Source organism: Peptoclostridium acidaminophilum DSM 3953, from assembly GCF_000597865.1.
GTDB classification, from domain to species: Bacteria; Bacillota; Clostridia; order Peptostreptococcales; family Peptostreptococcaceae; genus Peptoclostridium_A; species Peptoclostridium_A acidaminophilum.
In genome coordinates, this window is record NZ_CP007452.1 from 1,384,186 (window position 1) to 1,410,908 (window position 26,723).

At 42.9% G+C, this 26,723-nt stretch carries 29 protein-coding genes; 4 read left to right on the forward strand and 25 right to left on the reverse strand.

The annotated features are described in order from the left end of the window. Positions 1-531: 531 nt before the first annotated feature. The 3 genes from EAL2_RS06910 to EAL2_RS06920 all read right to left on the reverse strand — a co-directional run bounded on the left by EAL2_RS06910 (position 532) and on the right by EAL2_RS06920 (position 1,612). Positions 532-765 carry a helix-turn-helix domain-containing protein gene (locus EAL2_RS06910; protein WP_025435666.1) on the reverse strand — a complete coding sequence of 78 codons (234 nt, stop codon included), beginning with the start codon at positions 763-765 and terminating at the stop codon, positions 532-534. A 253-nt stretch (positions 766-1,018) separates the two neighbouring features. Next, positions 1,019-1,300 carry a hypothetical protein gene (locus EAL2_RS06915; protein ID WP_025435667.1) on the reverse strand — a complete coding sequence of 94 codons (282 nt, stop codon included), beginning with the start codon at positions 1,298-1,300 and terminating at the stop codon, positions 1,019-1,021. Beyond that, positions 1,301-1,612, reverse strand: coding sequence for a hypothetical protein (locus EAL2_RS06920; RefSeq protein ID WP_025435668.1), 312 nt, complete (start codon positions 1,610-1,612; stop codon positions 1,301-1,303). Positions 1,613-1,746: 134 nt separating this feature from the next. On the opposite strand from EAL2_RS06920, the gene EAL2_RS15180 reads away from it, so the two are divergent. Further along, positions 1,747-1,998 carry a helix-turn-helix domain-containing protein gene (locus tag EAL2_RS15180; RefSeq protein WP_278246864.1) on the forward strand — a complete coding sequence of 84 codons (252 nt, stop codon included), beginning with the start codon at positions 1,747-1,749 and terminating at the stop codon, positions 1,996-1,998. 110 nt (positions 1,999-2,108) lie between these two features. Here the strand turns inward: EAL2_RS15180 and rpoD are convergent, their stop codons facing one another. From rpoD to EAL2_RS06960, 8 genes are all read right to left on the reverse strand, one after another. After that, entirely contained in the window at positions 2,109-3,242 is a 1,134-nt protein-coding gene (gene rpoD / locus EAL2_RS06925; RefSeq protein ID WP_025435669.1) for an RNA polymerase sigma factor RpoD, read from the reverse strand. 19 nt (positions 3,243-3,261) lie between these two features. Beyond that, complete coding sequence (gene dnaG / locus EAL2_RS06930) at positions 3,262-5,019, reverse strand: DNA primase (protein ID WP_025435670.1); 1,758 nt, start codon at positions 5,017-5,019, stop codon at positions 3,262-3,264. A gap of 155 nt (positions 5,020-5,174) precedes the next feature. Then, positions 5,175-6,122, reverse strand: a complete 948-nt coding sequence (locus EAL2_RS06935) for a DnaJ C-terminal domain-containing protein (protein WP_025435671.1) — start codon at positions 6,120-6,122, stop codon at positions 5,175-5,177. 177 nt (positions 6,123-6,299) lie between these two features. After that, positions 6,300-7,136, reverse strand: coding sequence for a DNA-binding domain-containing protein (locus EAL2_RS06940; RefSeq protein WP_025435672.1), 837 nt, complete (start codon positions 7,134-7,136; stop codon positions 6,300-6,302). Next, complete coding sequence (locus tag EAL2_RS06945; RefSeq protein ID WP_025435673.1) at positions 7,133-8,410, reverse strand: ATP-binding protein; 1,278 nt, start codon at positions 8,408-8,410, stop codon at positions 7,133-7,135. Before EAL2_RS06945 ends, EAL2_RS06940 begins: the two co-directional genes overlap by 4 nt. A 207-nt stretch (positions 8,411-8,617) precedes the next feature. Then, positions 8,618-9,667, reverse strand: coding sequence for a PTS sugar transporter subunit IIC (locus tag EAL2_RS06950; RefSeq protein WP_025435674.1), 1,050 nt, complete (start codon positions 9,665-9,667; stop codon positions 8,618-8,620). 314 nt (positions 9,668-9,981) lie between these two features. Beyond that, entirely contained in the window at positions 9,982-10,554 is a 573-nt protein-coding gene (locus EAL2_RS06955; protein ID WP_025435675.1) for a flavin reductase family protein, read from the reverse strand. A gap of 91 nt (positions 10,555-10,645) precedes the next feature. Beyond that, entirely contained in the window at positions 10,646-11,224 is a 579-nt protein-coding gene (locus EAL2_RS06960) for a DUF4230 domain-containing protein (protein ID WP_025435676.1), read from the reverse strand. Positions 11,225-11,478: 254 nt separating this feature from the next. On the opposite strand from EAL2_RS06960, the gene EAL2_RS06965 reads away from it, so the two are divergent. Genes EAL2_RS06965 through EAL2_RS06975 form a run of 3 tightly spaced genes read left to right on the forward strand, consistent with a single transcriptional unit; the run spans position 11,479 to position 13,912 of the window. Beyond that, the gene (locus tag EAL2_RS06965) at positions 11,479-12,312 is read left to right on the forward strand and encodes a transporter substrate-binding domain-containing protein (protein ID WP_025435677.1); all 834 of its coding nucleotides are present in this window, start codon (positions 11,479-11,481) and stop codon (positions 12,310-12,312) included. Between the two features lie 57 nt (positions 12,313-12,369). After that, positions 12,370-13,188: an amino acid ABC transporter permease gene (locus tag EAL2_RS06970; RefSeq protein WP_051489111.1), complete on the forward strand. Its 819-nt coding sequence runs from the start codon at positions 12,370-12,372 to the stop codon at positions 13,186-13,188. Then, complete coding sequence (locus EAL2_RS06975; protein WP_025435679.1) at positions 13,178-13,912, forward strand: amino acid ABC transporter ATP-binding protein; 735 nt, start codon at positions 13,178-13,180, stop codon at positions 13,910-13,912. The genes EAL2_RS06970 and EAL2_RS06975 overlap by 11 nt, the downstream gene beginning before the upstream one ends. Positions 13,913-13,942: 30 nt before the next feature. Here EAL2_RS06975 and EAL2_RS06980 read toward each other — a convergent pair whose 3' ends face one another. From EAL2_RS06980 to hisG, 14 genes are all read right to left on the reverse strand, one after another. After that, a complete protein-coding gene (locus EAL2_RS06980) occupies positions 13,943-15,295 on the reverse strand; it encodes an MATE family efflux transporter (protein ID WP_025435680.1) in 1,353 nt (450 codons plus the stop codon). A 123-nt stretch (positions 15,296-15,418) separates the two neighbouring features. Then, positions 15,419-16,324, reverse strand: coding sequence for a ribose ABC transporter substrate-binding protein RbsB (rbsB, locus tag EAL2_RS06985; RefSeq protein WP_025435681.1), 906 nt, complete (start codon positions 16,322-16,324; stop codon positions 15,419-15,421). Between the two features lie 55 nt (positions 16,325-16,379). Next, positions 16,380-17,312, reverse strand: a complete 933-nt coding sequence (rbsC, locus tag EAL2_RS06990) for a ribose ABC transporter permease (protein WP_025435682.1) — start codon at positions 17,310-17,312, stop codon at positions 16,380-16,382. Beyond that, entirely contained in the window at positions 17,313-18,815 is a 1,503-nt protein-coding gene (rbsA, locus tag EAL2_RS06995; RefSeq protein ID WP_025435683.1) for a ribose ABC transporter ATP-binding protein RbsA, read from the reverse strand. Positions 18,816-18,826: 11 nt separating this feature from the next. Next, positions 18,827-19,234 (reverse strand): D-ribose pyranase, encoded by a 408-nt coding sequence (gene rbsD, locus EAL2_RS07000; RefSeq protein ID WP_025435684.1) that lies wholly within the window; start codon positions 19,232-19,234, stop codon positions 18,827-18,829. Between the two features lie 13 nt (positions 19,235-19,247). Continuing rightward, the gene (rbsK, locus tag EAL2_RS07005) at positions 19,248-20,150 is read right to left on the reverse strand and encodes a ribokinase (RefSeq protein ID WP_025435685.1); all 903 of its coding nucleotides are present in this window, start codon (positions 20,148-20,150) and stop codon (positions 19,248-19,250) included. A gap of 15 nt (positions 20,151-20,165) precedes the next feature. Further along, the gene (locus tag EAL2_RS07010; RefSeq protein ID WP_025435686.1) at positions 20,166-21,179 is read right to left on the reverse strand and encodes a LacI family DNA-binding transcriptional regulator; all 1,014 of its coding nucleotides are present in this window, start codon (positions 21,177-21,179) and stop codon (positions 20,166-20,168) included. Between the two features lie 291 nt (positions 21,180-21,470). Further along, positions 21,471-22,094, reverse strand: a complete 624-nt coding sequence (gene hisIE, locus EAL2_RS07015) for a bifunctional phosphoribosyl-AMP cyclohydrolase/phosphoribosyl-ATP diphosphatase HisIE (RefSeq protein WP_168023678.1) — start codon at positions 22,092-22,094, stop codon at positions 21,471-21,473. A 2-nt stretch (positions 22,095-22,096) separates the two neighbouring features. Further along, a complete protein-coding gene (hisF, locus tag EAL2_RS07020) occupies positions 22,097-22,864 on the reverse strand; it encodes an imidazole glycerol phosphate synthase subunit HisF (protein ID WP_025435688.1) in 768 nt (255 codons plus the stop codon). A gap of 15 nt (positions 22,865-22,879) precedes the next feature. Further along, positions 22,880-23,587, reverse strand: coding sequence for a 1-(5-phosphoribosyl)-5-[(5-phosphoribosylamino)methylideneamino]imidazole-4-carboxamide isomerase (hisA, locus tag EAL2_RS07025; protein ID WP_025435689.1), 708 nt, complete (start codon positions 23,585-23,587; stop codon positions 22,880-22,882). Beyond that, positions 23,584-24,189, reverse strand: a complete 606-nt coding sequence (gene hisH, locus EAL2_RS07030) for an imidazole glycerol phosphate synthase subunit HisH (protein WP_025435690.1) — start codon at positions 24,187-24,189, stop codon at positions 23,584-23,586. The genes hisA and hisH overlap by 4 nt, the downstream gene beginning before the upstream one ends. After that, positions 24,190-24,774 carry an imidazoleglycerol-phosphate dehydratase HisB gene (gene hisB / locus EAL2_RS07035; protein WP_025435691.1) on the reverse strand — a complete coding sequence of 195 codons (585 nt, stop codon included), beginning with the start codon at positions 24,772-24,774 and terminating at the stop codon, positions 24,190-24,192. 16 nt (positions 24,775-24,790) lie between these two features. Continuing rightward, the gene (hisD, locus tag EAL2_RS07040) at positions 24,791-26,080 is read right to left on the reverse strand and encodes a histidinol dehydrogenase (RefSeq protein WP_025435692.1); all 1,290 of its coding nucleotides are present in this window, start codon (positions 26,078-26,080) and stop codon (positions 24,791-24,793) included. A 1-nt stretch (position 26,081) separates the two neighbouring features. Further along, positions 26,082-26,720: an ATP phosphoribosyltransferase gene (gene hisG / locus EAL2_RS07045; protein ID WP_025435693.1), complete on the reverse strand. Its 639-nt coding sequence runs from the start codon at positions 26,718-26,720 to the stop codon at positions 26,082-26,084. Between the last annotated feature and the right edge of the window lie 3 nt (positions 26,721-26,723).

Sequence of the window (26,723 nt, forward strand, 5' to 3'; positions counted from 1 at the left end):
AATTTTCATTTTTACTGAATAACCAATTTTTTCATTCGAAATCCACAGAATCTAAGGCTGTCTCTTTCGATGAGCATTATATTTTCTTAATTATGCTCATCCCTAACTTTATATATTTACCTATGACGATTCGCTCATATTTTAGCTTCTCTGAATCCTTGGTATTGCCTATACTGAAGTGTGTGTTATACCCGAAAAAATAAACAAGGCCTCTCCTTGCAGCAAATAACTCTTCAATCTATCAAAATATGCAACAAATGGCTGTTTTCTTGATAGGTTGTATTTTTCTTTTGAAGGATATATTAGTCATTTTAAAAATAGCCGATGCTAGATCTGCAACAATTCCAGTTATTTTGACTCTTTATCTCTTTTTCAATACAAAACGTTCAATGCATCCATTTGCAGTCGTTATCTCTTAATGTGCCACATAAATATGCTGCCAAATCAACAACTATCTTTATTATCTTCCATAGACGTGAAAAGGTTAACATTACAACAATTCCGCGTTCATTACTAACATAGTATCTTACACTATTTGTCATCGTTTGTATTCACACCATCATCCTTAATAATAATCTCCATGATATCACCAATGTCGCAGTTCAGTGCCTTGCAGACTTTTACCAGAATGTCGGTATGAACATTTTCGTTTCTTCCCATTTTTGAAAGAGAGGATTGGCTAATGCCAGCAGCCTCTATTAAGTCTTTTTTCTTCATGTCTCGGTCGATTAGTAGTTTCCAGAGTTTTTTATAACTGACAGCCATTGAAGTCACCTTCTTCAACTCATTTTTTAATATTATACAGCGATTGATGTGCAATCGCAAGAAAAACAGTGCAAACGCACAAGTTACACTTTATATTAAACAGTGAATCAATAAGCAAGCTAAAGTATCGGCGACCAACTATTCAAATGTAGAAATCGCGTATATTGATACGTATCTTAAAATTACAAGCTACATCAATAGTTCACACTCTCTTTTTATTATTTATCGGCGTTCTAAAGTTAGTCCGAGTGATTCACTTATAGGTAAATTCATTATCTAAACGATAATAGGTATCTCTGAACTGAAATTTCACGGCACTGAAACGCGTCTCATCAGGATTTATCAAAACATCCCCCGCGCTCTTTGATGTTCTTCCAAATAAATACTTGGCTGTCGCCTTAGCCACCCTGTAGTCTAAATCCTTAGCTATATAAAGAATGAGTTCATCCTGTGTTTTGGGCTTACTGTCCAACTTCTCCACCAGTTTCCACCCCGGCATATCTTGCGTCTGCTCTTGCCAGAACCTCTTTGCCATCTAAATGCGGTTTGCTGCATTAAGTGTTTCAAGACTATTAAAAGGTGGTTTTTTCTTACTAAACATCTTCGTTACCCAGTTACCGGTCTTTAATCTCATTTTTAAGCTCTCAAGATCATATACGGCATAGAAATACGCCTTTGCTTCTTCACGCTTCGCAGAACGAAATTTAGAGAGCAATGCACGATATACCATTTCATGTTCCGCAATAAATTCTCTCGTCGCATCAAAATCTTCAAAATCAGGAAAGGGAAGTTCCATTGCAATCGCTATGATAATTGCATAGATCCGCATTTTCTCTGTTGCAGCCATAATTACATACCTCCTGCTTGCAATCGGATTTTCATTACCATTTTACTACTATCAATATACCGACTAATACAGCTACAGGGACTATTCTACAAATTTATCTCCGTATAATTGACTATGAATATAGTCGATTGGAGGTGTTCCCACCCAGGAAGCTTAATAAAGCCGTCAGCACTCGTCTGCTGGAGCTGTTATCTCAGAACGAAATGACTGCATACCAACTTTATACTGCAAGTTGTGTTCCTAAATCTACAATCGGGAACCTCCTAAATTGTTCATATGAATCTGTTAAGCTAAGAGTTATTCACAAACTTTGCCAAGGTTTCAAAATTGACATATCCGAATTCTTCGATTCGCCGCTTTTTCATTCAGACAACTTAGACCCATAAAAAATACCGCCGTCCAATTCCAATTTCGGAACCAGACGGCGGTTTCTTGTACTTGCGTTTAAAGACAAAACTATGCCTTTAAAATTTTCCCCTTATAATCGCAATTTTTTCTAATCCAGGTAATCCTTTAGCTTTTTCGATCTGCTTGGATGTCTTAGCTTTCTGAGCGCCTTTGCCTCTATCTGCCTGATTCTCTCTCTTGTGACATCAAACTCCTTGCCCACTTCCTCGAGCGTTCTTGCTCTGCCGTCCTCTAGCCCGAATCTTAGTTTAAGCACCTTCTGCTCTCTTTCATTCAGTGAACCAAGTACATCTTCAAGCTGCTCCTTCAAAAGCGAGTATGCAGCTGCCTCGGCTGGTGCAGGCGCATCATCATCTGGGATGAAATCTCCCAAATGGCTGTCTTCCTCTTCTCCTATAGGCGTTTCAAGGGATACCGGCTCCTGTGCTATTTTCAATATCTCCCTGATTTTTTCTTCGGGCATTTCCATCTCCTGCGCAATCTCATCAGGCCTTGGCTCCCTTCCGAGCTTTTGAAGCAGCTGTCTTGAAACCCTTATTAGCTTGTTAATAGTCTCAACCATATGCACTGGTATTCTTATCGTCCTGGCTTGGTCGGCTATCGCCCTTGTTATGGCCTGTCTAATCCACCACGTTGCGTATGTGCTGAACTTAAAGCCTTTTTCATAATCGAATTTTTCTACTGCTTTTATGAGGCCCAGGTTTCCTTCCTGTATCAAGTCAAGAAACAGCATCCCCCTGCCCACATATCTCTTTGCAATACTTACCACGAGCCTGAGGTTGGCTTCAACAAGTCTTTTCTTGGCATTCTCGTCGCCTTCCTCCATTTTCTTTGCAAGTGAAATTTCCTCTTCGGCGCTAAGCAAAGGGATTTTCCCTATCTCCTTGAGGTACATTCTAACAGGGTCGTCAATGCTTATGCCCTTTGGAACACTTAGATCGTTAAGGTTGACTTCAAGCTCCGTTTCAGTTTCGGTTTCTTCCTCGTCTATTTTTTCTTCCTCTTCATCTTCGAATTTCTCCTCTTCAAACTTTTCCTCTTCTATGACTTCGATTCCCATCTGCGCCAGACTCTCGTATATGCTCTCGAGCCTGTTCTTATCAATATCGAATTCTCCAAGGACATCTATTATTTCGTCGTATGAAAGCGAACCCTTCTTCTTGCCCTTTTTCACAAGGTCATTTATGATTATCTTCTCGTCTTCAGAAATTCTTCCATTCATAATATCCCTACTTTCGAGTTTAGTATTTTCTCAGCTCGTTTTCTATGCCGAGTATTTGCATTCCTATTTTCAGGAGCTCTTTTTCCTTTTCTTCGCAGTATCCACTGCCCAGCTGCAACTGCAGGTGTTGTTGAATCTCTTTAAGCCTTTCACTCTGCTTTTTCAAGGAATTTTTCTTCACTCTGCGAATAAGGCTTTCAAGTTCATTTTCATCAGTAGAAACCTCTCCGCCAAGACTCATAGCCTCTGCTTCAATATCATCTAAAGCAATCTTGTTTTTTATCTTTTCAAAAATATCCCTGTTCAGGCCGCTTTGAAAATCCTCCACTTCAAGCTTTGCAATTATTTCAGCCTTGAGACTTTCTTTTTGGGCGGCAATACAAAGCAGTTTTTTTTCTGCGATGTCCAGGCCGTCCTTTATCGTGTCCAACCTGTCGCTGGTCTTTGCCTTCTCAACAGCTACAACATTAAACTGTTTTGTGCTGAAATACTTGCCATAGACCTGTTTACCCAAGGCGCTAACAGATATTCCGGTTTCACTTGAGACTTTCTTAAGATAGTGCTCCACTTCAACAGGACTATCCAAATCTTTCAGTATTTTAGAAACCTCCTTGCAGAAATTAATCTTGCCTTCATCGGTTTCAATATCATTCGCCCGTTTTATCTCATCTATTTTAAACTGTACAAAGGGCATGGCTGTTTCGATTGCTTTATGGAAGCTGTCTGCTCCGTTTTTCCTTATGAAGTCGTCAGGATCCTTGCTGCCTGCCAAGTCTAGCACTTTGACGTCTATTCCTTTGGAACTCAGTATGTCTATTCCTCTTAGCGTTGCCGCCACGCCGGCTTCATCGCTGTCGAAGGCTATAATGACCTTGTCAGTAAACCGTTTAACCAGGCCTGCCTGGTCGGCTGTCAAAGCCGTACCAAGTGGTGCGACTGCGTTTTTTATTCCATATTGATGGAGCGCTATTACGTCCATGTAACCTTCAACTATAATAAGCGGAATTTCTCTTGAAGCTATGCTTTTCTTTGCGAAGTTGATGGCATATAAATTTTTACTTTTGCTGAACGTTACGGTTTCCGGCGAATTCAGGTATTTCGGAAGTGAATTGTCAAGGACTCTGCCACCAAAGCCTATCACATTCCCTGTATGGTCGAATATCGGAAACATCACCCTGTTTACAAACCTGTCCCTTATTCCATCCTTGCTTTTCTTTTCTGTTACAAGTCCTGCCTTTAACAAGTCTTCCTCGCTGTAACCCATGCCAAGCAAATGCTTTGCCAGATTGTCCCATGCATCGCCAGAATACCCCAGGCCGAATATCCTGATGGTCTTAGAGTCCAGGCCTCGCTTTGACAAGTATTCCTGCGCCTGGTTTTTTCCAGTCCACAGCAGCTTGAAAAAATATCGTGCAGCCTCCACATTTATGTGTTCATATCTTTTTCTTTGGTTTATCTTTTCATTCATCTCCGGATCAATTTCCCGAACAATTTCTATCCCGGCTTTTTTTGCCAGTATTTCAAGCGCTTCTTTGAATTCCACGTTTTCCATCTTCATTACAAACTTTATGACATCGCCGCCTTCACCGCAGCCAAAACACTTGTACATCTGCTTTGAAGGACTGACAATGAAAGAAGGCGTTTTTTCTCCGTGGAAAGGGCATCTTGCCTTGAAATTCGTACCCGCCCTATGCAAATCCACATATTCAGAAACAATCTGGACTATGTCGCTTTTTTCTTTTATTTCATCAATAAAATCTTCTGCAAAATAGTTCATCCCCACCATCTCCAAACAGGCAATACTACGCGCATTGTAAAATCCCATCATTAGATTATACCACCAAAACAACAAAAGTCCACATTTTTTATTTACCAGAGTCAATTTCAGCTTTTTCTTCAAGCGTATCGCTGCATATCTCTCTGCTGCCGGCACTATCTGCTCTCCGGCTTTGTCATCGTAGTTTTCATAAGACTCTCGTACAGGCTCCTTTGCTCCTGTGTCAAAATTTTCGGATTGACGATTTTAAGATTTATATAGAGATCACCCTCGTTTCCCTTCATGTCCTTGTAGCCTAGTTTTTTTAGCCTCAAACGCTCGTCGGTCTGCGAATCTGAAGGCACGTTAACCTTTATTTTCCTCCCCAGTATGCTGAGTGTAATGCTGGCGCCAAACGCCGCCTGCCAGGGGTAGAGCTTGACATCCTTTATCAGGTCTATCCCATTGAGCCTTAAGTCGGCTTCGTCAGCTATGTCCACGGTTACATATATGTCCATATCCTCGTTTATGGCTTCGCTCCCTGCTTTTTTGGATATCTTTATTTTTTTCCCGCTTGTAATGCCTGCCGGTATGTTAAACGATATAGTCCTTTCGCCTGCCGCATCCTTGATTTTGATATTTTTTTGGACTCCGCTGTATGCCTCTGCTATGCTTATATGAGCAGTCAGCTCAACTTGCCTTCTGGACTTTTTTTGTTCGCTTCGCAAATGGCTTCTGTCTGTTCCCATATCACCTCTGTGCGACCTGAAAAAACCGGAATCTCCAAAAAACATATCGAAAAAATCGCTAAAATCACTCTGCTCTGCAGTTGTTCTCGTGTATGTCCTTTCCCAGCCGCCAAAGCCAAAGCTTGACGGGTCAAATTCGGTTTCACCCCTAAAGTCATAGCCTTTGCTAATCGAGTCGTACTGCTTCCGCTTGGCTTCATCCCCGAGCACTTCGTAGGCTTCGTTTATCTCCTTGAATTTTTCCTCTGCTTCCTTGTTTCCGGGATTCTTGTCAGGGTGATACAGTTTCGCAAGCTTCCTGTATGTCTTTTTTATCTCTTGCGCCCCTGCCGATTTGTCGACACCCAATATGGCATAGTAGTCTTTATACTTCATCCAGTCTCGCCCCCTGTAATTCAACAAACAAGTATAGCTTAGTTATACCCATAAGAGACTCCCTAACCACCATCTCAGGCTTCCTTAAATAAAAAACTCCCAGCTCATTGCATGGTCGTATATTTTCCAACCTGCACTTGTTAAGCTGTGAGTCTATTTATCTGCATGTTTATCTAGCTATCTTGTTGAATAAAATATCATACCGTCGATAAATTTTTTAAGGCTTATTTTCCCTCCCTTTGGAGCTTTGCCTCGTATAAAGTCCATCTCTTTTTTGACCTGCTCAAAATTGTAGAGCCCATTGGAATATTCCGTGAATACGTCGTTCATGTAGTCCTCAATGCCAATGTTGGCTATGTTTACCATGCCCAATATGGCTGTTCTTCTGATTCTTTGTTCCATGGATTTGGGATTGTCTGTGAATCTGGCACAAAGCTCCTTTATTGTATAATCTGCCATGCTCTTATTTGAATCAATAAGGAATTTCACAACATTTATAATGTCAATGCTTCCTATCTCACCCATTATGCCTATGCTCTTCATTATCTCCTTGATGGAGCTATCAGCATCCATGCGCTGCGCGGGTTCCTGCTTAAAAGTGCCTCCCCCTCCGAAAATCTTTTGTATCTGGTTGAACGCATTGCTCATTTCAAGCTGACTCCTGATCTTGCCGATTATATTCTCAACTTCTATTGCATTTACAGGTTTATATACGTAATATTCCACACCGTTTTCATAAGCCTTCGCAATCATGTCCTTTGAAGATACCTGCGAAATCATAATAAACTGCACCTGAGGCATAGTCTTTTTTACCTCGCCTACAAGTGTTATTCCATCCTTACCCGGCATAAGCAGGTCTACAAGTACAAGGTCAGGCATGAGCAATTTTATATCCTCGATAGCGTCAGTGCCGTTTTGTGCGTATCCTATGACATTCCCAAGCTCCCTGTCCTCTACTATTTTTTTTAATATTCTTATTACGTTTATATCATCTTCAACTATGAATATCTTCAATTTGAACCCACCTCCAAAATGTTTTTAGGTATTGAAACCTTAAATACAGTGCCTTGTCCTTCCTTTGAATCCACATCTATTCTGCCCATTAGCTGCTTTTCGACAATCTCTTTGACAAGGCAAAGCCCAAGCCCCCTGTTTATCTGCCCTGTATCGTAGTCAATCTTGGTCGAAAAACCAGCCGAATATATATGAGCAATATCCTCAGCGCTTATTCCGCAGCCATTGTCTGTCACGCTAAAAACCTGCTCCGTTTCACTTTCCCTCTGGTTGAATACTATCTTGCCATTGCCTGCGCTGTCTATTGCCTCCATGGCATTCACTATGAGATTTCTCAGTATGGACATGAGCTGATAGTGCTTTTCTGTATAGAAATTGCTTTCATGGTGGAACTCCAACGTCAGTTTGTGGCCTTTCATTCTCGCCTCTGTAAGCATGCTGTCTTTAAGTATCTTTATTATATCCTTTAGATTCATGCCGGGGTCATTGAGCTTGTTTTCTATTATCTCCTCTACCCCCCTGAATATGAGACCGTATTCCTTTTTAATCTCATGAACATCCTTGGCTATGTTTACCGAAATTTCCGCCCAGCTGTCCCTATCCTTTTCGCTTGATATCTTACCAAAGAGCGAGTATGCATTTGACATGACATTTTCAATGTTGTCCATATTTTTTTCCATCCAGTACATTTCGGTCTTGAGCTGGGATATTATCCAGAGCAGCTTTCTATAGCGCTCCTCGTGATTCTGCTTAAGCACCAGCAGCCTGTAGTATTTAAGCGCCACAATTATCGCACATACGGCAAGCGCCCTTCCAACTGCCACAAGCATCAGCCAGCCTGCAATCTCAAACTTGGGTTCTAAAAGCTCCCAATTTATTCTGATATACAGCTCTATCAAGTTTGAAAAAAAATCGCATATAACGAGATTAATAAACAGCCTCTTCATCCGCAAGACGGAGTTGGCATCGTTCATCAGATGATAGAGCATGCCGTATGCTACATAAAAAAATGTTTCTGGAAAATAGGAATCCACCGCAGACATGTAATCCCCGTTGTTTAGTGCAAAAATACCTATCCTCAGCATATAAACGAATATCGCCGCAAGTAATCCGGTTTGTGAAGGATTTATGCTCTCAAACAGATATAGAAGAACCGGGAACATTATTATTCCGAATGAAATTTTAAAATCTGATACAAAAAGATTGATATAAATTTGCGATGCCAGGGCTACAATGGCAGCAACCGTTACCATCCGCTTAATATTTTCAAACACTTCTACCGCCTCCAAAATCAGCTGTGCGCTCCACAAAAAGCACATATGCATAATAATTATAATACAAGAAGAGCTTTAAAGCATACTTTAAAGTGAAAAAGCAGGAATTAAATTGGCATTTATTATATTGCCAATTAATCCTGCTTTTTTATATGTGGTTTATGTGTCGATCCCTAGTGTGTGATTTATGTTTTTAAATAATTGATGTTATATGGCAATTTGCTCGTTTTCCGGAAGCTCGACTAGAGCAGTAGTTTCCAGGCTTTTTTTCTTGAAAACAAGTTTGTACAGAGTGCTTCCTACAAGTCCGCCCACTATACCACCTACCATTGCCAGGCCCAGAGCCTTGACTACGAGTATCGGATCATTGAATGCAAAGGGCGCCAGAAGACCCGGTATAGGTGATGCTGTTCCCGGAGCATTGTTGACTATTCCAAAATACGCTCCTGCCATACCAGCCAAACCTCCGCCCAAGAAGTTCGAGCCGAATATAGGTATTGGGTTTTTAACTATTATATCTGCCTGTGTAAGAGGCTCAAGCATAACTGCTATGACATTTCCCTTGCTTCCAAATTTAAGTCTGTTGAATACAATCCCGTTTGTGAAAGATCCTCCAAAACAAGCTATTGCCGCTATGCCCATTGGAAATCCTTTGAGTCCTAGCATTGCAGTAAGAGCCATAGAGCTTATAGGCGATGTACATATCATCTTCATCATTCCGCCAAGCAGGAATCCCATAAGCAAAGGTGACTGTTCCGCCGCAACAATTATCATATCTCCAAGACTTGCCATTGTTCCGTCCACAACAGGAGCTACGCCTGAAGCTATGAGTCTTGAAAGTGGAGCCAATACAAGAACGCCGGCTATAAGGTCAATTCCCTCAGGAAGCCATTTTTCAAGCTTAGGCGCCACAAAGCTAAGCAAATATCCAGCTATAAAGCCCGGCAGTATTCCTATTCCAAGCAGAGAAGCACCTATTGCCATAGCATATACCGGGCTTACACCCAGGTTCATAGAAACCAGTATTCCCGCCGCAACGCCGCCAAGACTGCCTGCCGCCGTTCCCACTTCTCCAAGGAAGCTTATTCCTATGAAGTCTCCGAAAATATACTTGTGTATAGCCTCTACAAGAAAGCTGGCGACTGCCGCGTTTGCCATGCCGCCCATTGCAAGTTGTCCTTTTGGCGCTTTGAAGCTGAATACCGAAAACAGCGCCAATGTAAGTAATAATAAGCTCATCCCTTTTACAATTTCCATTTTGTTACCTCCCGATTAAATATCTTTTGAAGTTTGCATGAGCAGAAAAACGTTTTCTCAGACTTTAAAAAAATAGGTTAGTTCTCAAATCACTTTTTCTAATTACACTTAAGCTTGCGCAACCGAAAACGTTTTCTTGAACTCTACAAGTCCGGAATCACTTATCACTCATGCTTATGTTAAGATACTACATCCTCAGGTACAAAAAAACTCAACATACTTCAAATAATCAATTATTTTTTTCTGAAAAACCAAAAAAATCCGGACATATTGATGTTTCCGGATTTTTGAGGCTTAATATATTTATTTTGCTGTTATTCCATGAATTTTTTGCCTGCAGAAAAAGCATCTGCAGCCTTAACTCCAAATTTCAGGTAGTGCCTTATCTCAGGAGTAAAAAGAACAGGATCTATCTTGACTATGTCCGGCTGTCCGTTTTCATCAAGGCAATCCTGCCTTATCTTCACATCAACGATTTCACCAATGAGCTGAATGTGTACGCCTATTTCGACAATCTGGTGAAGCCTGCATTCTATGGCTACGGGGAACTCGTCTATGTAAGGCGCATCTACAAACTCACCTTTTACAGGCGTGAGTCCTGTTTTTTCGAATTTGTCAACGTCTCTTCCTGACACCATTCCAAAGTAGTCTGCCTCCGCAATATGCTCAGATGAAGGCAGGTTTACAGTAAAAGCCTTTTTCTCCACTATGTTGTCATATGTCTTTCTCTGCGCCCTTATAGAAACACTTATGCATGGCGGATTCGAACTGCATATGCCTCCCCATGCCGCATTCATAGCGTTTGCTTTCCCATTTTCATCATAGCTGCCTATTATGAAAACAGGTGCCGGATATGCCATTGTCTTTGCTCCAAAGCTCTTCCTCATAAAAAATTCCCCCATTTATTTATATTAACAACTTTTATAACAATTCACTTTTGTGCAACTATTTCAGCTTAACAAAATGTTGCCTGCTACTTTAGCGGATTTCAATCTTTACATCTTCAAAGTCCATAGCGCGAAGATAACTTTCAAGCACCTCTTTTGCCCGCTTGTCGGCCTCTTCCAGAAATCCTCTGTCTAGAGCCTCCTTTTCAACACGGGCTTTTTCATTTGAGAGCAGCTCCAGAATGTCATTTGACTCTATTCTGTTAAACAGCGCAGACTTTTCATCGTATATTCTTATGTCTTTTTCATCTATAACGTTGTCCGTTATGCTTGCACCGTCAATATATACAGTTATGCTTTTTCCTTCAACATCAATATCGGCGCTCTCCAAATCTACGCCCGCCTTCATGTAGCCGCCAAATACTATAAGCAGAGACTTTTGCGTGAAAGGAAGCTCGATATCCCCTATCTTTTTAGAGTCCTCCAACAGCGCTATGTCCTTGTATTCATATTTGAGAACTGCAAGCTCCGAAATACTTGTAATCCGTTCTCTTACAATGTCTGATTTCATATCGTCCTTTTGTGTGACGAAGTCTGTGATTGCATAAACGCCAATCAATAGTGCGATTATAGTTGCGGCTATAACCAGTTTGCGACTGCTCTTATTCATCTTCTTAAAAACTCCCTCCGCCTGCAATGAATCCGGTTTTGTCTACGCCTGCCATGATTGTTTCATATACTATTTTACAGCAATATTGGCATTTCCGCCACACATTAGCTGTAATCGAAATAAGGCCGTTTTCTCTTTATTCAATCATGCTAATACCCTGCATTTCACCGTGAATTTTACTCTGTTTCTCTGCCAGCTATAGGGGTATTAATAAAATGTTTCAATTCAAGCAATTAACAAAAGGGGGATCTAATATGAAGAAACTGGTTTCGATTAGCCTGTGTGTGATTCTTTTGATTGCGACTTTTGCTTTCACAGGCTGTTCCCAGAAAAACACCACGCCAAATCAAGGTGACGAAAAAGAACTTGTTGTCGGAATGGAGCTGGCATACCCTCCGTTTGAAATGACGGATCAAAAAGGAAATCCCACAGGAATAAGTGTGGATTTGGCTTATGCGCTCGGAGAATATCTAGGCAGGGATGTAAGGATTGAAAACATGGCCTATAACGGCCTTATTCCTTCTCTTATGACAGGCAAAATAGACATCATACTCTCTTCAATGACTGTAACTGATGAGAGGAAAGAGTCTATAGATTTTTCAGACCCTTATGCAAAAGCTTATCTGTCTTTGCTTATAAACAAAAAATCGCCAGTTCAAAAGTTCGAAGATCTTAACGTTGAAGGCAGAAAGATTGCAGTAAAGAAAGGGACCACCGGCCACATATACGCCGAAAAAAATCTGCCCAACTGTGAAATAATGGTTTTCGACAAGGAAAGCGCATGTGTGCTTGAGGTTGTACAGGGCAAGGCTGATGCTTTCATGTACGACCAGATGACAATATACAAGAACTGGAAGCAGAATCCCGATGCTACGCGGGCTTTGCTTGCACCGTTCCAGGAGGAGCTTGAATACTGGGGCATAGGTCTTAGAAAAGACGACACGCAGCTCAAAGAGCAGATAAATGCTTTCCTGAAGGAGTACAAGGAAAACGGAGGATTTGACGAGCTTTCAGTGAAATATCTTGCAGAACAGAAAAAAACATTCGATGAGCTTGGAATACCATTCTTCTTCGATATAGAAAAATAGAATTTGCAAATCTTGCAGTTGTGGATTTAGCCTAAAAAAATCAGGAGTTATAATAATATGGATAAGCATAACAAAAAATCGATTTCAAAATTCTTGAATGTTTTCTGGACGGAAGGCAACCCCGATTCGAATTTGCACAGCATCAAAAGACTTGTAAATACTGCTCTTATCGCTTTGATGCTTGCAACAGTTCTATTATATTCGTTCAGCAAACTGAATTACAATATGCGCCCTGAAACCATATACGAATACAGATATAAATTTTATACCGGTTTTGGCATGACCGTAGTAATAAGCCTTTTTTCGCTCGTACTCAGCCTTTGCATTGGAACATTCTTTGCGGTTGCCAGAAAATCCAGATTCCTGCCCCTTCATTATCTGAGCAAGTTCTATGTTGAGATAATAAGGGGTACACCGCTTCTTGTCCAGATATACGTATTTTTCTATATTATAGCTACAGCATTCAGCTTGGAGAACAGATATGTGCTTGGAATAGTTATACTGTCCATTTTTTCCGGAGCATACGTCACGGAGATTATAAGAGCGGGTGTTGAAAGCATTGAAAAATCACAGATAGAGACGGCGCGTTCACTTGGCTTCACATCTTTCCAACGATACAGGTTCATAATAATACCACAGGTTATAAGAAGAATTATGCCTCCCCTTGCCGGACAGTTTGCTTCACTTGTGAAGGATTCATCACTGCTTTCCGTGATTGCAGTAAGCGAATTCACAAAAAATGTACAGGAGGTTGACTCGATCAACTTTGCGTCAATTGAAAATTACATTGCTCTTGCGATAGGGTATATTTTACTGACATTCCCTATATCCATCATTTCCAAAAAACTCGAAAGGAAATTCTACTATGAATCTTAAAATATCCGGACTCAACATGGACTTTGGACCAAACAGAATATTAAAGGACATCAACCTGGAAATCGATAATGCGCATTCAATTGTAATAGTCGGCCCCTCCGGGGGAGGTAAATCCACGCTGCTCAGGATACTAGCCGGGCTTCAGCTGCCAAGCAGCGGAAGCATAGAGATAAATGGCAGAAATATGATTTTTGAAGAAAAAAATCTACAGGAATATAGAAAAACAGTGGGCATGGTCTTTCAGTCCTATAACCTTTTTCCCCATCTTACCGCGATTGAAAATATCACCCTTCCTTTAGTTGAAATACACAAGCTAACACCCCAGGAGGCTCTTGAGCGGGCGGAGGGGCTTTTGGAAAGGTTCCAGCTGCTCGAACACGCCTATAAAAAACCAATGCAGCTTTCAGGCGGCCAGCAGCAAAGAGTTGCCATAGCGCGGGCTATAGCGATAAAATCGCAGTTCCTCCTGCTGGACGAACCCACCTCAGCCCTTGATCCAGAGCTTACAGCCGAAGTACTGGAGATGATAGACGAGCTTAAGAATGATTTCAGGGATCTTGTACTTGTAACTCATGAGATGGGCTTTGCAAAGAGGGCATGTGACTATACTCTTTTTATGGCAGACGGCAGGATTGTAGAACACGGACCGAGTAAAACTCTGTTTGAAAAGCCGGAATCTCTTCAACTGAAAAATTTTCTTGCGAAAATACTTGAATGGCATTAAAAATCGCGACAGATTTTTAATGCCATTTTTCTAGGATCGGATTCCAATTTTCTTGAATATCCCAACAGTATAAAAACATGTGATTGCTACCGCAGACCAATTTACTGCAAATATGCCCCACCATATTCCGGAAATCCCCATATTCAGAGTGCTCGCAAAAACATAGAACACAATCACAGGCATAACAAGCTGCCTGTACAATCCTATATATACTGCAAATCCAGGCTTCTTAAGTCCCTGCAGAGCTGAAGTCGCTATGTTGAGCAGGACGTATGTGTTGAACGTGAAGACCTCTATTCTAAGGTACGCCGCTCCGGCTTCAATCACACTCGCATCCCTTGTGAACAAGGACATGAGCTGTCTTGCAAATGGAAAAACAATGGCCATGGCACACGTCATTATTATGACACCATACTTTGCAGCCTTTAAAACTGCGTGACTAATCCGTTCATATTTTTTCGCCCCGTAGTTTTGCCCTACAATCGAGAGCACTGCAATATTAAGCCCTATAGCCGGCAAAAGCGCTATCTGCTCTATTCTTATTGCTATGCCATAGGCGGCTATTGTTTTCGAATCGGAATACTTCATTATGAAATAGTTTATGACAAACATGCCAAGTGCCACTGTTACCATGTTCAAACTTGAAGGTATTGCCTGCTTTAATATTTCAATATAATGGCTTGGCGAAGGAATGAGTTCCGAGCTCTTTAAGTCCGGTATTATTTTTTTTTCGATAATTTTTTTTGCCAGGTATATACCCCCTACAAGCTGAATCAAGACCGTGGAGAGAGCAATCCCTTGTATGCCCATAGCCGGCACAACCCCCCATCCAAGCACAAAAAGAGGATCAAGCAGTACATTCATAAAAAAACCCAGTATGAGAACATTCCTGTATGGCTTGGTGTCACCATTTGCTGAAAGTATAGCATTAAGCACTGCATTTAGAGCGAAGAAAACCACTCCCTGTAGTATAACCTCCATGTATTTTGACGCTTCTGCAAGAGGCTCTCCCTGTGCACCCATGCTCTGCAAAAATATATTTGTCGTGACACTTCCTGCTATAATCAAAACTGCTCCCAGCAACACTCCCAGCGTCACCGCGTCAATTGAATATTTTCTGGACTCCCCTTGAGCGCCTTTGCCTATCTCGTTTGATATGATAGCAGTAGTACCAATTCCAAGGCCAGAGCTGAACGCAATTATTATAAAGAAAACAGGAAACGAAAACGCCATGCCAGCTACTGCCTCGGTAGACACCATAGCAGCAAACAGAGTGTCCACAACGTTAAACATCGTGTTGAAAAAGAAGCCTGTACTTGCTGGTACAGAAAGCCGTTTTATGAGATTTTCGATTTTGCCTTCCGTAAGCCTGATCTCCTCCATATAATCCATTCCTCTCAGCCTTTGTTTTTTATAAATTCCATATTCCAACCTGCTTTTCAGATTTATACCCTAAACAAAAGAAAATCCGCGAACTTCTGTCCGCGGATTTTCTTTTGTTTCATATTATTTTGTAACAAGCTTGAGTTCAACAGGTATGAACTCTTCTACGCTCTCTTCATTTAATATATTTTGAGCTGTTTCAACGCCAAGCGAGCCTATCATGTCAGGCTGCTGAGCTACAGTTGCAGCCATTTTTCCAGCTTCAACAGATTTAACGGCATCATCTGTGGCATCAAAGCCTACAACTATTATGCTTCTGCCGCTTGTTTCTATCGCTTCTAATGCTCCAAGGGCCATTTCATCATTATGCGCAAACACAGCATCTATCTCCGGCTGAGCCTGGAGTATATTCTCCATTACTTCAAGACCCTTTGTTCTATCAAAATTTGCAACCTGCTTGGCTACAACTTCGTAGCTTGCTTTTCCTGCAATCGCCTCATTAAAGCCCTTACCTCTGTCTCTGGCTGCAGATGTTCCAGCTATACCCTCGAGTTCAACAAGCTTTCCGCCATCAGGAAGCTTGCCTATTATAAACTCTCCTGCCATCTTTCCGCCTGCTACGTTGTCTGAAGCTATATGACTTACAACTTCTCCTCCGTTAGCTCCTCTGTCTAGAGTAACTACAGGAATTTGTGCATCATTAGCTGCCATTACTGCATTTACAACCGCATCCGAGTCGGTAGGGTTTATTAGTATTAATGACACCCCTTGCGTAACCAGGTCTTCAACGTTCGCTATTTCCTTGGATGGATCGTCTTGAGAATCAAGCACTATTAGCTCATAACCAAGCTCCTGAGCCTTTTTCTCTGCGCCCTCTTTGAGAGTTACAAAGAATGGGTTGTTAAGAGTAGATACAACAAGGCCTATCTTCTGTTTGCCTTCCTGTGTCTCTCCTCCTTTGCCTGCACATGCTGTCAAAGAACCAATTGCCAGTAAAGCTGTTAGTAGAATAGCAAGAAACTTTTTCATAAAACATCCTCCTTTATATTCTTTATTATTATGCTGGAATACTCCAGCTTGAAGCCTACTTGTTCTTCCTGTCTATCAGTACTGCAGCAAGTATTACAAGACCTTTTATCATCATTTGAAAATACGATGATACATCCAGAAGATTTAGTGCATTTCCAAGGATTCCTATTATAAGCGCTCCGAATATCGTTCCTATTATTGTTCCAGCTCCGCCTGCAAGGCTTGTTCCACCCAGCACTACAGCAGCTATTGCATCTAGTTCGTATCCTGTTCCCGCTGTAGGCTGCGCTGAAGACAGCCTCGATGTTATTATTATACCCGCAAGCGCTGCAAGCATTCCGCTTATTGTGTATACGTACATTTTGAGCCTGTCTGTGTTTAGTCCCGAAAGCTTTGTAGCTTCTTCATTTCCGCCAAGAGCATATACATATCTGCCCAGCCTTGTCTGTGTCAAAACATAAAAGCCAAGAGCAAATATTATCACCATAATATATATGGGTATGGGCACACCGCCAATATAACCAGAACCTATGCTTCTAAATGCGTCAAAATATTGCGAACCTCTAAATGTTATTGGCTTTCCTTTAGTAAAAACCAGGGTAGCTCCTCTGAGTATCGTCATTGTTGCCAGCGTAGCTATAAATGGCTGAATTTTGCCTTTGCTTATTACAATTCCGCTGAAAAGGCCCGATGCAGCTCCTATTCCCAGCGTTATGAGTACCGCAAACAATATGTTCATATCAGACGCCAGAAGACTTGCGCACACAGCACCTGTAAAGGCAAGTATTGCTCCTACCGAAAGGTCTATTCCGCCTGTTAATATTACAAAAGTCATACCTGCGGCTATTACTGCATTTATGGAAGTCTGTCTTAAAATGTTGAGTATATTAGGCAGGGTCAGGAATCTTGGATTCATGAAGGAAATAATTATTGCAAATATTACAAGTCCTATAACCGGCCTTAGTTTCATAATGGTGTCTTTTTTCATCTATTGCTCCTCCTTTATTAATCCTACGGCACATCTCATTATCCCGTCCTGGGTCGCATCCTTGGAATCGAACTCGCCCGTTATCCTGCCTTCGTGCATTACGATTATTCTGTCGCTCATTCCTAGTATTTCCGGCATTTCAGAAGATATCATTATTATGCTCATGCCGTCCTTTTTGAATGAATTTATAAGATCGTATATCTCTTTTTTTGCACCGACATCCACCCCTCGTGTCGGCTCGTCAAGTATAAGCACCTTGGGCTTAGTCATAAGACACTTGGCTATAGACACCTTTTGCTGGTTTCCGCCGCTGAGGTTCTTAATCTTCTGCTTTATCCCCGGTGTCTTGATACTTAGTTTTTCTACATATCCCTTGACAAGGGCTTCCTCGTCCTTTTTGTCTATGCTGAAGAATTTCCCTTTAAGGCTCTTCAGCGCCGAGAGGCTCATGTTGTCCCTTACGGAAAGCCCAACAATAAGGCCCTCGCCCTTTCTGTCCTCCGATACATATGCAATGCCATTTTTCAATGCATCCATAGTCGAGTTTATATCGACAGCCCTGCCATCCACATGTATTTCTCCCTTTTCCATTCCTATATAGCCGTATATAGTCTTTGCAAGCTCAGTCCTGCCGGCGCCCATAAGGCCAGCAATGCCCAATATCTCACCCTTTTTGACTTCAAATTCAATATCGTCTACATACTTGTTGCTCAGCCTGCTTACCCTCAGCGCAGTTTCTCCCATGGCGGCTTCAACTTTCGGAAACTGCTCGCTTAGCTTTCTACCCACCATCATCTCAATGAGAATATCTTCATCTATGTCAGCCACTTTTCTTTCTCCCACATACTTGCCGTCCCTTAGCACGGTTACCCTGTCGCAAATCATGAATATCTCATTAAGTCTGTGGGATATGTATACAATGGCTTTTTTTTCATTTTTGAGCTCTCCTACCACATTGAAAAGGCTCTCAGTCTCAGTGTCGGTAAGGGCATCCGTCGGCTCGTCCATTATTATAACCCTTGCATTTAGAGAGAGCGCTTTCGCTATTTCAACCATCTGTCTTTGGCCTATGCTCAGATTACCGACTAGCTCCTTAGGGCTCTGCTTTACATTCAGCTTGTCGAGGAGCATCTGAGTTTCGCTGTTTAGCTTTTTCCAGTCAATCCTGCCAAGCTTGCCCACTGGCTCTCTGCCTATAAATATGTTTTCAGCTATGCTGAGCTGGGATATAAGGTTGAGCTCCTGGTGTATTATTGCGATCCCCATGTCCTGGGCATGCCTTGGTCCCTTGATGCTTACATCCTTGCCGTCGTATATTATTTCTCCCATATCATTTGAATACACTCCGCTCATTATCTTCATGAGCGTCGATTTGCCTGCTCCGTTCTCTCCTATGAGCGCAAGAACCTCGCCCTCGTACACGTCGAGGTTTACTTCGTCGAGAGCCTTAACTCCCGGAAATTCTTTTGTTATATTCTTCATTTGCAGGATTGGATTTTTCAATATTATCACTCCTAGAATACTACTCCGGATTTTAATATGACATTCGCATAAGGCGTAAATTCCCCGGTTCTTATTATAGCTTTCGAGCTTGCGGTAAGCGTCTTGAAGTCTTCATGAGCTAGCTTTGTTATTTTCACTGCTCCGTTTAATTTTTCAACAGCCTCAAGCAGCCTTTCATAAACAACGGGGCTTGCCGTCTCGAATTCCTCTGCTACAACAATCTCCTCTACCTTAAGTTCCAGCAGAACAGCCTCAACCGTTTCTATGAAGGTCGGAACGCCTTTTACAAGCGCAAGGTCAATCCTTTGTACGTTCTCATGTATGGGAAGTCCGCTGTCGCATACGGTTATACTGTCGGTATGGCCCATGCCGGCAATCGCCGCGGAAATGCTGGAGTTGATAAGGCCCGTCTTTTTCAATTTGACTCCTCCTTTACACCTCTATCTCATTTATATACGGTATTGAGCTTTGAGCTCCTTCTCTTGTAACTGCAACTGCAGCTGCGCTCGTAGCCAGCCCTATGGCTTCTTCGATGCTCTTACCTTTTGATAGCGCAGCCGCAATTCCACCTATAAAACTGTCGCCTGCTGCCGTGGTATCAAGTGCCTTCACCTTTTTTGCATCATATTTTTTGTGGAAGCCTTCTTTCACATGAAGCGAACCTTTTTCCCCGAGCGTAACGATTATTTCCTTGACGCCCATGGCGATTAATCTTTCTGCGGCTGCCACGGCATCTTCCATATTTTCTATTTTCATGCCGCTTGTTATCTCCAGCTCAGTTTCATTTGGTATGAGAAGATCCACATTTCTTATTGTCTCTTCATCCAGCTCCTTAGCTGGGGCTGGATTAAGTATTGTGTACTTGCCGAGAGACTTTGCCAGCGCAAGAGCGTGCATTACAGCATTATCTGGTATTTCCAGCTGAGCTACAACAAAGCTTGAGCTTTTTATAATCTCAATGTTTGTGTCTATGTAATCACTCGACACTTTGAAATTCGCTCCCGAATTGACTATTATGCAATTAGAGCCGGTCTCGTCAACGGTGATTGCAGCTATCCCGGTTGGAACACCATCTTCCACAGCCACACCGCTTACATCTATGCCGTCCTTGACAAGGGCCTCTACAAGTTCAGCTCCGAATGAATCGCCACCGACCTTGCCTATCATTGCAACGTCTCCTCCAAGTCTTGATATGGCTACCGCCTGGTTTGCGCCTTTGCCTCCGGGTATCTGCTTAAAGCTTTTTCCCAGCACAGTCTGGCCTAGCTTTGGCATTCTCTCGACGCTTGATACAAGATCCATATTTATGCTTCCTATAACAACAATTTCCGCCATTCAAACTCCCCCCATTTATGCTTGCCTTACGGAATCTCTTATAATAAGCTCCGGCTGCAACACAAGCCTCGTCTCGCTGACTCGTTTGCCTTCGAGTATTTTCAACAGCATTTCAACCGCCTCAAAACCCATCTCATATTTTGGCTGTCTCACAGTTGTAAGCTCGGGCTCAATCAGTCTGGATACGTATATATCGTCAAAGCCCACTACAGAAATGTCTTTCGGGACAGAGAGCCCTTTTTCCTTCAAGCTTTTTACTGCTCCAATTGCAATCAGGTCGTTTCCGCAGAATATGCCGTCAAACTCGATTTTATTATCGACTGCAGCTATTGCCGCTTCCCGCCCCCAGGTTTCATTGAATTCTCCTTCAAGCACACATCCCGCTTCGTATTCTATGTTGCTTTCTTTAAGCGCAGACTTGTATCCTTCGAGCCTTTCAATGGAAGCTTTGCTTGTCAAAGGCCCCGAAATGAAAAGTATCCTTCTCAAACCCTGATTTATCATATATTTTACAGCATCATGAGCACCCTTAAAGTTGTCTGTGAATACCCTGCCCTTTACATAATCCGTTTCTATATCTATGTCTCGGTCCACAAGTATCACAGGGACAAAGTAATTCTTTGTCTTGTCTAATCGATCTTCTCTTTTTGAAGAGGGCGCCATGATTATGCCATCCACCATCTTTTCGGCGAGTATCCTGAGATATTCATCCTCTTTGTCAATTTTGTTGTCCGTATTGCAAAAAATTATATTGTATCCTGCGCTGTTCGCCCTGTCCTCGACGCCTCTTGCCAGCTCAGGAAAAAATGGGTTTCTTATGTCAGGTATGATAAGTCCGATCGTATTTGTCTTCTTAGTCACAAGGCTTCTGGCTACGGTGCTGGGAGTATAGTTATATTCCTTCATCAGGCTTGTTATCCTCTCCCTTGTCGCCTGGCTTATGCTTTCGTCCTTGTTGTTTATGACCTTGGATACTGTTGTAGTTGAAACTCCCGCTAGTCTTGCTATATCTTTTATAGTTATTTTCATAGTCGCTCACTTCCAGATATTCTCAATGCGGCATGGGTAACCGGTTTAGTAAAACGTTTACCCAATAAAAGATACCATTAATCACTAACTTTTTCAATATTTTTTTCGAATCCATGCGATATTATTTCCTGACAAGCTGACACTCCCCACGACAAGCCCACGAGGTATTCTATCGGAAATTCTATAACATCTTGTATCCTGCAAGCGAGTTTATATCTTAGTAGAGATTTACCCTATATTATTTTTTTTAATACAAAAACCCGGATAATTATCCGGGTTTAATCTGAATTTCTATTTCTTGTATCTCTTGTCGAGTTCTCTTTTTATGTCGTCTATTTCTATCCCCATATGCACCATCAGTACAAGCAGGTGGTAGACAAGGTCGGATATCTCGTATACAGTTTCGCCCTTGTCGCTGTTTTTTGCCCCTATTATGACTTCGCTTGCTTCCTCTCCGACCTTTTTGAGTATCTTGTCTATACCCTTGTCAAACAGGTAATTTGTGTACGAACCGTCCACCGGATTTTCTTTTCTCTCCGTTATCAGCTCATACACCCTGCCCATAATGCCGGCTTCAACAGGCGCCTCGTCGCTTTCAACCAGCTTGTTGAAGAAACACGACTTGCTTCCCGTATGACAGGCTGGGCCAATCTGCTCAACCTGAACAAGTATCGAATCTGCATCGCAGTCAAAATACATATTTTTGACATTCTGGAAATTGCCTGATGTCTCGCCCTTGTTCCAGAGTGACTGCCTGCTTCTGCTGTAAAACCATGTGCGCCCTGTTTCAACAGTCTTTTTGAGTGACTCGCTGTTCATGTAGGCAAGCATAAGCACATCACCGGTGTTGAAATCCTGTACTATTGCAGGTACTAGTCCGTTTGCATCGTATTTTATATCTTTTAGTATGTCCATAATTACCACTCCATTCTCACGGGTATGCCTTGCTCATTAAGATAGCTTTTTAGCTTTGGAATCTCAATCTCCTTGAAGTGGAAAACTGAGGCTGCAAGCGCTGCATCTGCCTTGCCCTTAGTCAGCACCTCGCTGAAATCCTCAAGCTTTCCTGCGCCGCCTGATGCGACTATAGGCACATTGACAAGACTCGAGACTGTACTTGTAAGCTCTATGTCGTATCCGTTCTTAACTCCATCTGCATCTATACTGTTTAAGACTATCTCGCCGGCTCCAAGCCTGACGCCTTCCTTTGCCCACTCGATGGCGTCCATGCCCGTATCTAACCTGCCGCCGTTGATGAATACATTCCATCTTCCGCTTTCAGGCATCTTCTTGGCGTCTATGGAAAGTACGACGCATTGTGCTCCGAATCTAAGCGCCGCCTCTGTTATAAGCTTTGGATTTTTCACTGCCGGAGTGTTTATTGAAATCTTGTCGGCTCCTGCCCTGAGTATCTCCTTGAAATCTTCAACCGTGCTTATGCCGCCGCCCACGGTGAAAGGGATGAATATCTCGTTGGCTGTTTTTTTGACAACATCAATCATGAGCTTTCTGCCCTCATGCGAAGCTGTTATGTCGTAAAACACAAGCTCATCGGCGCCCTGCTCGTTATAGTATTTTGCAAGCTCTACCGGATCGTCAACCTCTCTTATATCCTTAAACTTTGTGCCCTTTACAACCCTTCCGTCTCTTACGTCAAGGCATGGCACTATCCTTTTAGTCAGCATCTGCTCATCTCCCTGTTAAAGGTTTTTTAAATCTTCAAAATCAATGGCCCCACTGTAGAGAGCCTTGCCTACGATTGCCCCGTCAACTCCCATGGCGGCAAGCCTTTTTATGTCATCTATGCTGCTGATTCCTCCAGAAGCTATTATTTCAAGTGTGGTATTTTGCTTAAGTTCGCCATACACTTCAAAGTTTGGACCACTCATCATGCCGTCTTTAGAAATATCAGTATATATTACAGTTTTAACGCCCGCCAGGGAAAGCTCCTTTGCAAGCTCGAGCGAATCTATAGAGCTCACTTCCTCCCAGCCCTCTACGGCAACCTTACCGTCCTTGGCATCGATTCCCACGACTATCTTATCTCCGTATTCCTTTACAAGCTCATCAAGCAATCCCCTGTCCTTGACGGCCATTGTTCCGATTATGACACGCCTCACTCCTGCTGAAAGCAGCAACTCCACAGTCTGCTTGCTTCTTATTCCGCCTCCTATTTGCACGGGGATGTCAACACTCTTTGCAATCTCCCTTATCACTTCAAGATTCTTGGGAACCCCTTCGAGTGCGCCGTCAAGATCCACTATGTGTATGTATCCGGCGCCCTTTCCCTTCCACAAGGCTGCGGCCTCGGCTGGATTCTCATAGTATACTGTTATATCGTCGAATTTTCCCTGCCTCAGGCGCACGCACCTGCCGTCCTTTATGTCTATTGCAGGATATATCATCATAGCACCATCTCCCCAAACGCCTTGAGTATTTTAAGTCCCGTCTTTCCGCTTTTTTCAGGGTGAAACTGTATGCCGTAGATATTCCCCCTGGCAACTATTGCTGGAAAATCCACTCCATATTCACAAGAGCATACCACATGGTCGTCTCCCGGCGCAGCGTAATATGAGTGCACGAAGTATACGAATTCACCTTCGCTTATATACTTGACTATCGGATCGTTTTTCCTTATCTTAAGGCTGTTCCAGCCCATATGAGGTATTTTCAGGTCCTTCATTTCAAACTTGACTACATCGCCCTTTAAGAGTCCCAGACCGTCCCATTCCCCATCCTCAAAGCCCTTCTCGTATAGAAGCTGCATTCCAAGGCATATCCCTATTATTGGAGTCCCTTTTGCTGCCGCCTCCCTTATTGTTTCATCCAGGCCCGTTCTCTTTAGATTGTCCATAGCATCCTTGAAAGCGCCCACGCCCGGAAGTATTATCCCTTTAGCGGAGAGTATCTCCCCTTTGTCTTCTGTGACAATCGAACTAAAGCCCAGCCTCTTAAGGCCGTTGTCTATGCTGTTGAGGTTTCCCACCCCATAATCAACTATAGCTATCAACTATATCACTCCTTTTGTGGACATTACTCCGCTTATTCTTTGGTCTACTGAAACTGCTTGCGAAATTGCTCTGGAGAGCGATTTGAATATGGCCTCAATTATGTGATGGGTGTTTTCACCCCTTATAACGTCTATGTGTATATTGCAGGCAAGGCTGTTTGAAAATCCAGTCAGGAACTCCTTTACAAGCTCCGTATCGAAGCTGCCGACCTTGTCCCTTTCAAACTTATAGTCGAAGGCCAGGTAGGGCCTCCCTCCAAGATCTACAACACTCCTTGCAAGCGTCTCGTCCATTGGCACATATGAATGTCCGTATCTTACTATGCCCCTTTTTTCTCCGAGCGCCTCTGCAAAGGCCTGGCCGAGAGTTATCCCAATATCTTCAACCGTGTGGTGGTCGTCGACATCCGTGTCTCCCTTTACCTGTATATCCAAATCAAAAAGCCCATGCTTGGCAAACAGCGTCATCATATGATTGAAAAAACCCACACCGGTGTCAATGCTTGATTTGCCGCTGCCGTCAACATTCAATCTGATTTCTATGTTCGTCTCAAGAGTGTTTCTGGATTTTGCGATTTTTCTCAAATCTGTTCCTCCTTTGCTACTCGAATCTCACCTTTATGGAATTGGCGTGCGCATCAAGCCCTTCTTCCAAGGCAATCTTTATGATGTCATCCTTTGATTTTTCAAGTGAAGCCCTGTCATAATATATAAGGCTTGATTTCTTGACGAAGTCGTCCACTCCAAGCGGCGAAAAGAATCTGGCGGTTCCGCCCGTAGGAAGCGTGTGGTTTGGCCCTGCATAGTAATCGCCCAGCGGCTCAGGTGAATACTCGCCTACAAATATGGCTCCCGCATTTTTTATTGCACCTACTACTGAGAACGGCTCCCTGACTACAAGCTCGAGGTGCTCTGGCGCTATCCCGTTGGCGAATTCAATAGCTTCATCTATGCTCTCGACAACAAGTATGGCTGCATAGCTCCTTAGGGCTTTTTCTGTTATGGCTTTTCGGCTTAGTCCTTCAAGCTGGATTTCAAGTTCTTTGAGAGTGGCCTGTGCCACCTCTTTTGAAGTGGTTATGAGTATTGAGGATGCAAGTGTGTCGTGCTCCGCCTGCGAAAGCATGTCGGCAGCAACAAATCTGGGATTTGCGCTCTCGTCAGCGATTATCAGCACCTCGCTGGGACCCGCTATCATGTCTATGTCTACCCTTCCAAACACCATGCGCTTTGCAGTGGCTACATATATGTTTCCCGGACCCACTATCTTGTCAACCTTGCCTATTGTCTCAGTGCCGTATGCAAGCGCTGCTACGGCCTGCGCACCGCCTATGCTGTACACCCTGTCGACTCCTGCTATCCTGGCGGCCGCCAGTATGTTCTTGTTTATGCCTCCCTGTGATGACGGCGGCGTCACCATTATGATCTCCTTCACGCCGGCCACCTTTGCAGGTATTGCATTCATAAGCACCGAGGATGGGTATGCCGCTGTTCCCCCCGGAACATATATTCCAACCCTTTCAAGGGGATTATAGAGCTGCCCCAGCATTATGCCCTTTTGATTGTTCGTAATCCACGATTCCTTGAGCTGCCTTTTGTGATAATCCCATATTCTCTCTTTTGCATTTTCAAGCGCTGATATGAAGTCTTTGTCGCATGAATTGTAAGCCTGCTCTATTTCATCGCTTCCAACCTCGAAATTTTCAAGCCCTACGCCGTCGAATTTCAGAGTGTAGCTTCTGACAGCCCTGTCGCCGTGGCCTTCTACATCAGCCAAAATCTTCTCCACGGCCTCTGTTATGCTCTTTGACTCCTTGTCGCCTCTTTCGATTATTCCCTTCAGCACATCGTATTTCGAGGTTTCCTTGCTCAAATCAATAATATTTATCACGTTAAGCCTCCTCTTTTATTACATCTTTTATGCCTTCGATTATTGCTTTTATTTTTGTATTCTTAGTCTTGAAACTCACCTTGTTTACTACGACCCTGGCGCTTACATTGTACATATCCTCTATGACCTCAAGTCCGTTTTCCTTTAAGGTGCTTCCCGTTTCAACTATGTCAACAATCACGTCAGAAAGCCCTACAAGCGGCGCCAGTTCGACAGACCCATTGAGCTTTATTACGTCTATCTGCCTGCCCTTGCTCATAAAGTAGCCTTGAGCCACCCGGGGATACTTTGTTGCGACCCTGAGCATGCCCTGCATTTTTTCAGGCTGAAAACTCTCTGGAGCAGCCACTGAAAACTTGCATTTGCCAAAGCCAAGATCTAGTATCTCGTAGAGGTCTCTCTCCTCCTCCATTATGGTATCCTTGCCCACTATGCCAATGTCCGCAGCGCCTCTTTCCACATATATCGGCACATCCTGCGCCTTGACAAGTATGAATCTGATACCCTTTTCCTCGTTTTCAAAAACCAGCTTTCTCGATTTCTTCTCGAAATCGCTGCAGTCGTAGCCAATCTTTTTAAATATTTCATACCCCTTTTCGGCAAGTCTTCCCTTTCCGAGGGCAACGTTTATATATTCCATGAA

Bases quoted from the DNA above. Each gene is read 5' to 3' on its own strand.
- EAL2_RS06910 (WP_025435666.1), bottom strand. From the start codon at position 765: ATGGCTGTCAGTTATAAAAAACTCTGGAAACTACTAATCGACCGAGAC.
- EAL2_RS06915 (WP_025435667.1), bottom strand. From the start codon at position 1,300: ATGGCAAAGAGGTTCTGGCAAGAGCAGACGCAAGATATGCCGGGGTGG.
- EAL2_RS06920 (WP_025435668.1), bottom strand. From the start codon at position 1,612: ATGGCTGCAACAGAGAAAATGCGGATCTATGCAATTATCATAGCGATT.
- rpoD (WP_025435669.1), bottom strand. From the start codon at position 3,242: ATGAATGGAAGAATTTCTGAAGACGAGAAGATAATCATAAATGACCTT.
- dnaG (WP_025435670.1), bottom strand. From the start codon at position 5,019: ATGAACTATTTTGCAGAAGATTTTATTGATGAAATAAAAGAAAAAAGC.
- EAL2_RS06935 (WP_025435671.1), bottom strand. From the start codon at position 6,122: ATGAAGTATAAAGACTACTATGCCATATTGGGTGTCGACAAATCGGCA.
- EAL2_RS06950 (WP_025435674.1), bottom strand. From the start codon at position 9,667: ATGGAAATTGTAAAAGGGATGAGCTTATTATTACTTACATTGGCGCTG.
- EAL2_RS06955 (WP_025435675.1), bottom strand. From the start codon at position 10,554: ATGAGGAAGAGCTTTGGAGCAAAGACAATGGCATATCCGGCACCTGTT.
- EAL2_RS06960 (WP_025435676.1), bottom strand. From the start codon at position 11,224: ATGAATAAGAGCAGTCGCAAACTGGTTATAGCCGCAACTATAATCGCA.
- EAL2_RS06965 (WP_025435677.1), top strand. From the start codon at position 11,479: ATGAAGAAACTGGTTTCGATTAGCCTGTGTGTGATTCTTTTGATTGCG.
- EAL2_RS06970 (WP_051489111.1), top strand. From the start codon at position 12,370: ATGGATAAGCATAACAAAAAATCGATTTCAAAATTCTTGAATGTTTTC.
- EAL2_RS06975 (WP_025435679.1), top strand. From the start codon at position 13,178: ATGAATCTTAAAATATCCGGACTCAACATGGACTTTGGACCAAACAGA.
- EAL2_RS06980 (WP_025435680.1), bottom strand. From the start codon at position 15,295: ATGGAGGAGATCAGGCTTACGGAAGGCAAAATCGAAAATCTCATAAAA.
- rbsB (WP_025435681.1), bottom strand. From the start codon at position 16,324: ATGAAAAAGTTTCTTGCTATTCTACTAACAGCTTTACTGGCAATTGGT.
- rbsC (WP_025435682.1), bottom strand. From the start codon at position 17,312: ATGAAAAAAGACACCATTATGAAACTAAGGCCGGTTATAGGACTTGTA.
- rbsK (WP_025435685.1), bottom strand. From the start codon at position 20,150: ATGGCGGAAATTGTTGTTATAGGAAGCATAAATATGGATCTTGTATCA.
- EAL2_RS07010 (WP_025435686.1), bottom strand. From the start codon at position 21,179: ATGAAAATAACTATAAAAGATATAGCAAGACTAGCGGGAGTTTCAACT.
- hisIE (WP_168023678.1), bottom strand. From the start codon at position 22,094: ATGGACATACTAAAAGATATAAAATACGATGCAAACGGACTAGTACCT.
- hisF (WP_025435688.1), bottom strand. From the start codon at position 22,864: ATGCTGACTAAAAGGATAGTGCCATGCCTTGACGTAAGAGACGGAAGG.
- hisA (WP_025435689.1), bottom strand. From the start codon at position 23,587: ATGATGATATATCCTGCAATAGACATAAAGGACGGCAGGTGCGTGCGC.
- hisG (WP_025435693.1), bottom strand. From the start codon at position 26,720: ATGGAATATATAAACGTTGCCCTCGGAAAGGGAAGACTTGCCGAAAAG.